General features: G+C 46.6%; 8 protein-coding genes and 2 tRNA genes. 5 read left to right on the top strand and 5 right to left on the bottom strand.

All coding sequences use genetic code 11. The annotated features are described in order from the left end of the window. Both QZ157_RS10450 and QZ157_RS10445 read left to right on the top strand, forming a co-directional pair. Positions 1–143, top strand: a 143-nt coding sequence (locus QZ157_RS10450) for an aspartate 1-decarboxylase (protein WP_295145357.1), incomplete at its 5' end; no start/stop codon positions are given. A 334-nt stretch (positions 144–477) separates the two neighbouring features. After that, entirely contained in the window at positions 478–978 is a 501-nt protein-coding gene (locus tag QZ157_RS10445; RefSeq protein WP_295145354.1) for a hypothetical protein, read from the top strand. Between the two features lie 193 nt (positions 979–1,171). Here the strand turns inward: QZ157_RS10445 and QZ157_RS10440 are convergent, their stop codons facing one another. Both QZ157_RS10440 and QZ157_RS10435 read right to left on the bottom strand, forming a co-directional pair. Beyond that, the gene (locus QZ157_RS10440) at positions 1,172–1,483 is read right to left on the bottom strand and encodes a hypothetical protein (protein WP_295145352.1); all 312 of its coding nucleotides are present in this window, start codon (positions 1,481–1,483) and stop codon (positions 1,172–1,174) included. 510 nt (positions 1,484–1,993) lie between these two features. Further along, on the bottom strand, positions 1,994–2,359 hold the full coding sequence (locus QZ157_RS10435; protein WP_295145349.1) for a DUF4259 domain-containing protein: 366 nt from the start codon (positions 2,357–2,359) through the stop codon (positions 1,994–1,996). Between the two features lie 180 nt (positions 2,360–2,539). Between QZ157_RS10435 and QZ157_RS10430 the strand changes: the two genes are divergently transcribed. The 3 genes from QZ157_RS10430 to QZ157_RS10420 all read left to right on the top strand — a co-directional run bounded on the left by QZ157_RS10430 (position 2,540) and on the right by QZ157_RS10420 (position 6,296). Continuing rightward, positions 2,540–2,857 (top strand): YbaB/EbfC family nucleoid-associated protein, encoded by a 318-nt coding sequence (locus QZ157_RS10430; protein ID WP_002947064.1) that lies wholly within the window; start codon positions 2,540–2,542, stop codon positions 2,855–2,857. Continuing rightward, a complete protein-coding gene (locus tag QZ157_RS10425) occupies positions 2,854–4,266 on the top strand; it encodes a PDZ domain-containing protein (protein ID WP_295145345.1) in 1,413 nt (470 codons plus the stop codon). The genes QZ157_RS10430 and QZ157_RS10425 overlap by 4 nt, the downstream gene beginning before the upstream one ends. 470 nt (positions 4,267–4,736) lie before the next feature. Next, complete coding sequence (locus QZ157_RS10420) at positions 4,737–6,296, top strand: polyprenyl synthetase family protein (protein ID WP_295145343.1); 1,560 nt, start codon at positions 4,737–4,739, stop codon at positions 6,294–6,296. A gap of 1,492 nt (positions 6,297–7,788) precedes the next feature. Here QZ157_RS10420 and QZ157_RS10415 read toward each other — a convergent pair. The 3 genes from QZ157_RS10415 to QZ157_RS10405 all read right to left on the bottom strand — a co-directional run bounded on the left by QZ157_RS10415 (position 7,789) and on the right by QZ157_RS10405 (position 8,155). Further along, positions 7,789–7,878: transfer RNA gene (locus QZ157_RS10415), tRNA-Ser, on the bottom strand. Positions 7,879–7,908: 30 nt separating this feature from the next. Further along, on the bottom strand, positions 7,909–8,064 hold the full coding sequence (locus QZ157_RS10410) for a hypothetical protein (protein ID WP_163028011.1): 156 nt from the start codon (positions 8,062–8,064) through the stop codon (positions 7,909–7,911). 17 nt (positions 8,065–8,081) lie between these two features. Continuing rightward, a tRNA-Cys gene (locus tag QZ157_RS10405) sits at positions 8,082–8,155 on the bottom strand.

The following is an 8,155-nucleotide window of genomic DNA, read 5'->3' as shown; positions in this document are numbered from 1 at the left end:
GCCTAAACGGCGCGGCCGCGCGCAAAGTCTGCGTCGGCGACGTCGTCATCATCGTTGCTTACGCGCTTCTTAGCGCCAAAAAAGCGAGAGATTTCGAACCAAAAATCGTGCAGGTAAACGAGCAAAACGAGATCGTAAAATAATATACGCCCAAATTTGCCGTCTCTGCGGCGGTAGGTTTAAATTTACGTTTTATGGCGACGAGCTAAATTTGCGATAAGGTCTAGGCTGGTGCGGCGCGACGGTCATTCGCAAGCGAACGAAAGGCGAACGTGCTAAATAGCAGTTTGTTTAAATTTACCGCCGTTTGGCGTTAAATTTGATGCGGTCAGTAAAATTTGGCGAAAATGGGCAAAATTTTGCGCCTGAATTTAAAAGGATTCGCAAAATGATAGCGATTTATTTCAGCTCCACGGGCAATACGAAGCATTGCGTGGAGAGATTTATAGAGCGTCTGGGCAAGGGCATCCCCGCGGTTTGACCCGGGACGAGGGCTGCGGCGAGCTGCTAAAGTGCCATGGCGACATCATCCTTGCCTATCCCGTTTACTTTAGCGACCTGCCGCAGATCGTGCGCGAGTTTATTTGCGAAAACAGCGCGAATTTCCGCGGCAAAAACGTCTTTATCATCGCTACGATGGAGATTTTTAGCGGCGACGGAGCGGGCTGCGCAGCTAGGATCCTAAGGCGGGCGGGCGCGAAGATAACGGGCGGCGCGCATATTAGAATGCCCGCATTTATCCTCGACGTGGCGATTTTTAGCTATTCGGCGCAGAAAAACGAGTGCCTGATCAAGGAGGCAAACGCCAAACTAGAGCGCGTTGCGCAGGCATTTGCCGCGGGCAATCCGCCGCAGGAGGGGCTGGGGATACTATGCCGCATCACAGGGCTTTTGGGGCAGCGGCTGTGGATGAAAATTTGGGACAAAACGCCCTTTGCTAAGCGTAAACCGAGCCTTGATACGGCACGGTGCAGCTGATGCGGCGAGTGTGCGAAATCCTGTCCGATGCGAAACATAAAAATCGCGCGCGGCGAGGCAAAATTCGGCGAGCGCTGCACGATTTGTTATAGATGCGTGAACAGGTGCAAGCAAAAGGCGATAATGATCCTAGGCAAGGCGAAAAATCTGGAAAATCACGCCACGCCCCGTAAAAACGAGACTCGCGCGGACTTTATGATATTATTTTTGGTTTCTTGCCGATTTTGCCGACATGGCACTTTAGCCTCTCGTCAGATACGGTCGGGAAAAGAAATCTCTTTTCGCGGCTCCACAAAACGCCCGTTTCTGCGTAGTCTTGCAGGGTTTCTTGCAGCTTTTGCGCCGCACCGGCCATACCGAATGAATTATACGCATATATTTCGCGTAAATTTTCATCCTCGTCCAGCCTTTGTATAACGATCTCGTAGTCTAATGATTTATAAATATCTTTTAACCGCACAAGACTAACGAAGGGCGTAGCTTCGCCGTCTTGCGAGGCAGACAAAAGATAGGCAAAAGGGTGCAGGTAAACGCTCTCTATCCGTCTTGCGTTTGGCGCTACGGAGTCGCTTGCGGCTACGAAAAAATCTTTAAATTTATTTGCCGCGCAACTTTGCGTAAATAAAACGTCTATTTCGTTTAAATTTATACTTATGGTCTTTATTTATTCGGTTTTTGTAAAAAATATATTAAAAAACTCAAAAAACGAATTCCTGCGATGCTGCGCAAACGAATACAAATTTTCTGCGATTTTGATAACATAAACGCTATCTATATCGCAAATAAAATTTTTATTTAATTTTAACAAGCCGTTCCTTTTTTATTTTGCCTAGGCGCCTTAGCCTTTAGCGACACTATTTAGCTTGATTATACCGTATTTGCGCGTCGTTTGGACTTAGCGGTTTTGCGGGGCGCGCCGGGTTTACCCGCAAAGTAGCTGGGGCGCCAAATTTTAGACTCAGAGGAAAACCGTAAATTTGCCAAGATAAAACAAATTTGCCCCGCCGCCTACTAGCTAGCCCAGGTACGCTTTTAGCTCCGCTATTTGCCGCTTAACCTCGGCTATGATTTCCGGCGAGTTTTCCCAAATTTCAAGAAAATCCCATACCTCGTCAGGCGGGTCGATCATATTTTCCAAAATCGCAACGACTTTCCGGATAGTCGGTTGCAATTTATCTAAAAAATCGGTCGGACACGCATACGGCGAGCCAAAGCAGGCCAAAACGTGCGCGGCAGCCCTGATCTCATCATAATTTTCGTTTTTCGGATCGAAATTCGCCGCCGTACTTTCTATTAGGTCGAAAATTTTACTCTCCCAAAATCTCGCAAACCAGTCCGCCGCCTCGTCGTTTTCGTACGCTTTGTAACCCCAGTCGCCCATTTTAGCCCCTTTTGATAAAAATTACCCTCAAATTTGGCGGCTTTTCGGACTTAAATTTGCCAGTCCGCGCTCGTATCCGCCGCGAGTTTTAAAGGCGGGAACGAAACTTGCATTGCAGAGCTTAAAAAAGTAAATTTAGCTTAAATTGGCTAAAATAATGCGAAATTTGAAAGGATGTTTATGTTTGAGGGGATCGATTTTTCAAAAATGGGGCAGATGCTCGAGGAGGCGCAAAAAAAGGCGCAAGAAATCGAGCAGGAGAGTCAAAAGCGCGAATTTAGCGTAAAAAGCGGCGGCGGGCTCATCAGCGTCAGGGCAAACGGCAAGGGCGAGGTGCTCGATATCAGCATCGACGATAGCTTGCTGGAGGACAAGGAGAGCTTGCAGATCTTGCTTATTAGCGCCGTAAATGACGTGCTAAAGATGATCGAGGACGACCGTAAAAACGCCGCGTCAAGGATGCTGGGCGGGTTTGCCGGTATGGGACTAGGGCAATGAAACGCGCAGCTTTCTCGCGCCGTTTGGACGCGGTTTTGGGGCTTACGCGAGCGAATTTAGCTTTGAGGGGAGGGCGAATTTGCGCTGCCGATAAACAAAACGGACCAGTAAATTCAGGCTTAAATTCTTCTACGTCTGCGAGCCGAATTTGCGCCGCTCGTGCCGTAAAGAGCGCGGTAAATTTGAGCTCAAATTCGCGCACCCGTTCAGTAAAATTTGACGCTTCTTTAAATCCGCGCGAAATTTCGCAAAAAACTAGTCTGGGTGCCAAAACGGCGACGAATTTGACTCCAAATTTGACGGCGAATTTAGCCCGCAAATTTTGCTCTCCCGTTTTTGCGGCTTTTATGATTTGCGCTCTTACAGCGTCGCTTAGAGCCGAGCCGCGCCCGACGCAGGATGATTTTAACGCTTGTTTTGAGAAAAACATGCCAGCCATGGTAAACGTCGCGGGCAACGGCGGTATCGCGATCACGCCGAATTTAATCGCCGTACCTAAAGGCGAAATCCCCGTGAAAAACTACGTCAAATTTGACCCGTATCTTGGCCTCTATCTGGTCGCCTCAGACGCCAAACTCGAGCCCGTAAAGATGGCTGAGGATAACGCGACGAAAAAAAGCGACTGGGTCAGCGTCACGCGCGATCTAAACGCGACCGTCTACGGCCACGTAAAGGCGCAGGCGCAGGCGCTAGGCGAGCTGGACGCGCTCACGTTTGACGTAAACGGCACGGGCGCCGTGCTAAGCCCCTGCTGCAAACTACGCGGTATCGCCGTGGGCGGGGATAAATTTGTCCCGAGCCGCTATTTGCGGCACTTTGCAGCGTATAAAGACGTGTACTACGGCGACGTAGGCGCGGTTTTTGAGGAGCGAGACGGCAAACTCTACGTAAAAGGAGTCGATCCGCTCGGACGCGGCGCAGCGCTGATGGCGGGAGATGAAATTTTAAGCGTAAACGGCGAAAAAATGCAGAGCTTGCGCGAGCTAAACGAGAGGATTTTGTTCGCCGCAAAAGGCGAGCGACTCAAATTTGAAATCAAGCGCGGCGAAGACGTCGTAAAGTTTAGCGTCGCGGTTTCAGACGAGGTAAAAAAAGAACAAAAAACCGCGCCTAAAACGGACGAAAATATCACAAAAATAGCCCCAAAACCGCAGCCCGCACCAAATACGGACGCCTCTAGCGTGCGAAAGCTCTACGGACTGACGTTTGACGAAAAACTAAGGGTAAAGAGCGTGGACGGAGAGTCGGATGCGGCGAGGTTTGGCCTCAGAATCGGCGACAAGTTGATACAAGTAGGCGCTAAGGTCGTGAAAAATCGCAAAGAAGCCCTTGCGCTCATAGCTAAAAATCGAGGACAACGCTTGCTTTTTAGGCGAGATGGCTTTGACTTTTTTTACAACGCGCGGTAGGTTCTAGGCGTTTTTGGACGGCCGCGGCGATAGATTTGCTTGTTTTGCAGTGCTAGATTCGGACGCAAATTTAGCTTTTTGGGCCGTTTTTGTTTGTTTCGCAAAAAATTCCGCGCTAGATTCGTCCGGTTTTGCGGTGCTCTAGGCATCCTTGCGTCAAAGTTAGCTTATTTTTGGGCGCGTTTAATTTTCGCGCGTTACGACCGCCGAGCTTTAAGTGCAAGACGGCTTTTTCGGGCGTAAATTTAAGCTTTTTGTGCCGTGGCTCAATCTGGTAGCAAGGCGATCCGCCCGTTAAATTTAGCTCGCTACGAAACAGACGACTTTGCTAGCTTGGGCGTAAAATCGCAGCTTTTAGAGGCGTTACATAGCCTCGCAAAATAAGTAAATTTAGCGCAAGCAAGGATTTGTTCGGCGGTTAAAGCAATTTGGGATCTGCCTTTATCAAACAAAAACAAAACGGAGAAAGAATGCAAAATCATAAAAACTCGAAGGAAAGATTAAATGTGCGAATTTACGCGGAAGATAAAGCCTTAAAATCAAATTTCGCTCGCTTTAAAACCTTGCCGCAAAGCTCAAGTTTGGTGCAGGTTTTTAGCGCAAATTCGGACGAAAATTTACCGAGCGCGCGCAGCCTGATTTTACCGCGTAAATTTAACGAGACCAAGGCTCTTAAATCGTCCAAAAACCATCTGAAGCGCGCAACTTTTTCGGAAATAAAAGTTTCAAATTTAGCCTGCGAAAACGGCGAAGACCTTGCGCGAAATCAGGCTCCTCTTTTGTCGCTTGCAAAGCCGTCGACATTTCAAAAATTTAGCGCCGAGCAAAAGCGAAATTTAGCGCAGATATCGCCTAGCGGCAAAAAAATGCGGGTTTACACAAATGACGCTCCAGACCCAAATTTGCCGCAAAAAATGTCTAATCCGGCTAACGAAAAAGGGCTAAATTTAAACAAGTCGCGAGCGCTGCTGACAGATCAAAATCAAGCGCAAAGCTTGCGCGCGAGCTCGCCTCAAAATCAGCCTCAAATTTTAAACGCGGCCAAATCTAAAATAAACTCCGAAAACCCGGCTCAAAGCCCGAAAAATAGAGCAAATTTAATCTCGCTAAACGCGGCAAAAGGTTCGTGTTTTAGCTCGGGCTCAAATTTGCAACAAACAGCGCCCAGCGCCGCCGATCAGGACGCGCTTTTGGCCGAGTTTAAGGCGTTTTTGAGCGCGCATTTGCCAAGCAACCCCAGCTTTCATCCGTGCTTTGACGAGGCGCTTTCGTACACGCTAAAATCGGGCGGCAAGCACTTTCGCGCGATGCTAGTCGCAGGCGTCGTAGCGGCGGTGCGTCCAGAGCGCAAAGAGGCGGCGTTCCACGTCGCGCTGGCATTTGAGACGATGCACAGCTACTCGCTCATCCACGACGATCTGCCGGCGATGGACGACTCGGATCTGCGCCGCGGACAGCCTAGTCTGCACGTCAAATTTGACGAAGTGACGGCGATCCTGGCTGGCGACGCTCTAAACACCCACGCCTTTTATCAGATAGCAAGGGCTCCGCTAGATGCGGACGCGCGCATAAAATGCGTCGAGATCCTAAGCCGCAACGCAGGCATCTACGGCATGGCGCTAGGGCAGGCGGTGGATTGTTATTTCGAAAATCAAAAGCTAGGGCTTGAAGAGCTAAAATTTCTGCACATGCACAAGACCGCGCGCCTCATCGCGGCGAGCTTGCAAGCAGGCTGCGTCGTAGCGGGGTTAGACGAGGCGGAGGCTGCGCGTATCTACGACATCGGGCTTGATCTAGGGCTGGCGTTTCAGATCGCAGACGACATCATCGACGCGACGCAAAGCGCCGAAACGGCAGGCAAACCGACGCATAACGACGGCGCTAAAAACTCATTTACCAACCTTCTTGGCGTGGATGGCGCGGTGCAGGCCAAAAACGAGCTCATCGCAAAGATAGAGCGCGAGCTAGGCGGCGTGCATGCAGGCATCCAGGCTATCGTGATGGGCCTCATCGACAAGCATTTGCGCTAAATTTGATTAAATTTTTCTTGGATATAACCCTAAATGTTGATTTAATATAAATCTGTCAGAACTTTAACTGTTTGCCGTTAGATCTTGTTTATCACCTTGTGCCGGTTTAAACTATCAAGCTTTACGGTTCGTCAAATTTGCGACCGTTTTTATGCGCTTATCGTAAATTTGGCTCCTTTTTACTCGTAGATTTTTTGAGGGATAATGCGTGCTGTCGTATCCGTATCGCTAACCGTTTTTTGGCGTATATTTAATTTTCGCGCGCTAAAATTATAAACATTTACCGCCGGCACTTAAATTTGGATGGATTTCATATCTTGGATAATCAAAATTTAAAGATAAATTTAAAAATATTTACGTCAAGGACTTACGCTTGTTTTGTGTAAATTTTTAATTCTGTTGGTGGATTTTACTATATTGTGACTTGTTTAACCGCACAAATGCTCTAAAATTGAATAAGCGCGTATATTTTACGTTAAATTTATCGTCCATTCTAGTTGGATAAATCTTAAATTAGCCTCTTTTCTTTTGCCGATTGTAGTGCTTAAAACCAAGTCGAAAACGGTACGAAATATCGCACCGGTCGCACAATCCATCCTTGTAGATTTCAAATTTCACTGTACAAATCTCGCATGAAATGCGGCCAAAATTAATACATGACTCAAAATATCTTCGTTTGAAGCTAAATTTGGCACGAAAATTTAATAAAAATACGCACGGGTAAGCGCTTGACTCTAAACCTGGTTAATCCCAAACACTCGCAAACCCACTCAAAACGTCAAGCCAAAATATGTCGCACTACCTTAACGCGACATATATAAATACTATCTGCACGATGCGAAGATGGCTTGAATAGCATAAATAAGTACTTTAGACATATTAAATTCTACCATAGTCAAGCTTTTCAAGGCCGTAGCGTATCAAAATGGTATACGTTGTTGTATTTGCTTTTACCTAAGATATCGATACTATTTATGAGTTGTTTAAAATACGACGACTTTGATAAATCAACCAACTAATTTTACAGAGCGTAGTTACAAGTGGCTTACCGGAAGCAAATTTCAAAAAGACATAGAACTTCATCAGCCATTCTAAACTAATTTTAGGTACACAAGGCTTTAAAGGGCTAGAGGATTGAGCTAGGTAAGATAACTACGGCAAAGTACTAAAATACGCATTTAGTATAATATTTATCGTTAACTATAGTTACGCTAAAGACGGCGCAATCCTCTTTGTTTAGGTTTTTATATGCCAGAATTTAACATAGGCAAGGCGCATGAATTTCTCCATCGTAAATTTTATGCATAAAATTCTTGATTTAAATTTATTATTAACCTAAAAGTCGTTGTATACCTTACCGCAATAAACCGATGCAACAGAAACCTAAATCTGGCAAAACAAAATATATTTATCCTAAATTCGAAAAAATAATGGTATAAAATGCATAAGAATAATAAAATGCAGAACAAAAAGAAATATTCCAGTAATATACTGGCCGGGAGATAGGGATTCGAACCCCAGGAGGCTTTCACACCTCAACGGTTTTCAAGACCGCCGCTTTCGACCGCTCAGCCATCTCCCGTAAAAATGTTTTGGCTAATTATAGCCAAATTTATTCGGTTTTTTCCTTAACGTAGGAAGCGCCTTTGTTGACTTTTTCCTTTGACCATTCAACGGCGTTATTCGTGTCTTCTTTGGCTCCGCGCCAAGTATTTGAACAACCAACCATAAACAAAGTAGCAGATAATAGCACTAGTAAATAACGCATTTTCTCTCCTTAAATTTTGGAGGCGACACCCGGATTCGAACCGGGGATCAAAGCTTTGCAGGCTCATGCCTTACCACTTGGCTATGTCGCC

It is taken from the genome of uncultured Campylobacter sp. (assembly GCF_905372745.1).
In the GTDB taxonomy this organism is placed as follows: domain Bacteria; phylum Campylobacterota; class Campylobacteria; order Campylobacterales; family Campylobacteraceae; genus Campylobacter_A.
This window is presented reverse-complemented; position numbering and strand designations above follow the sequence as displayed.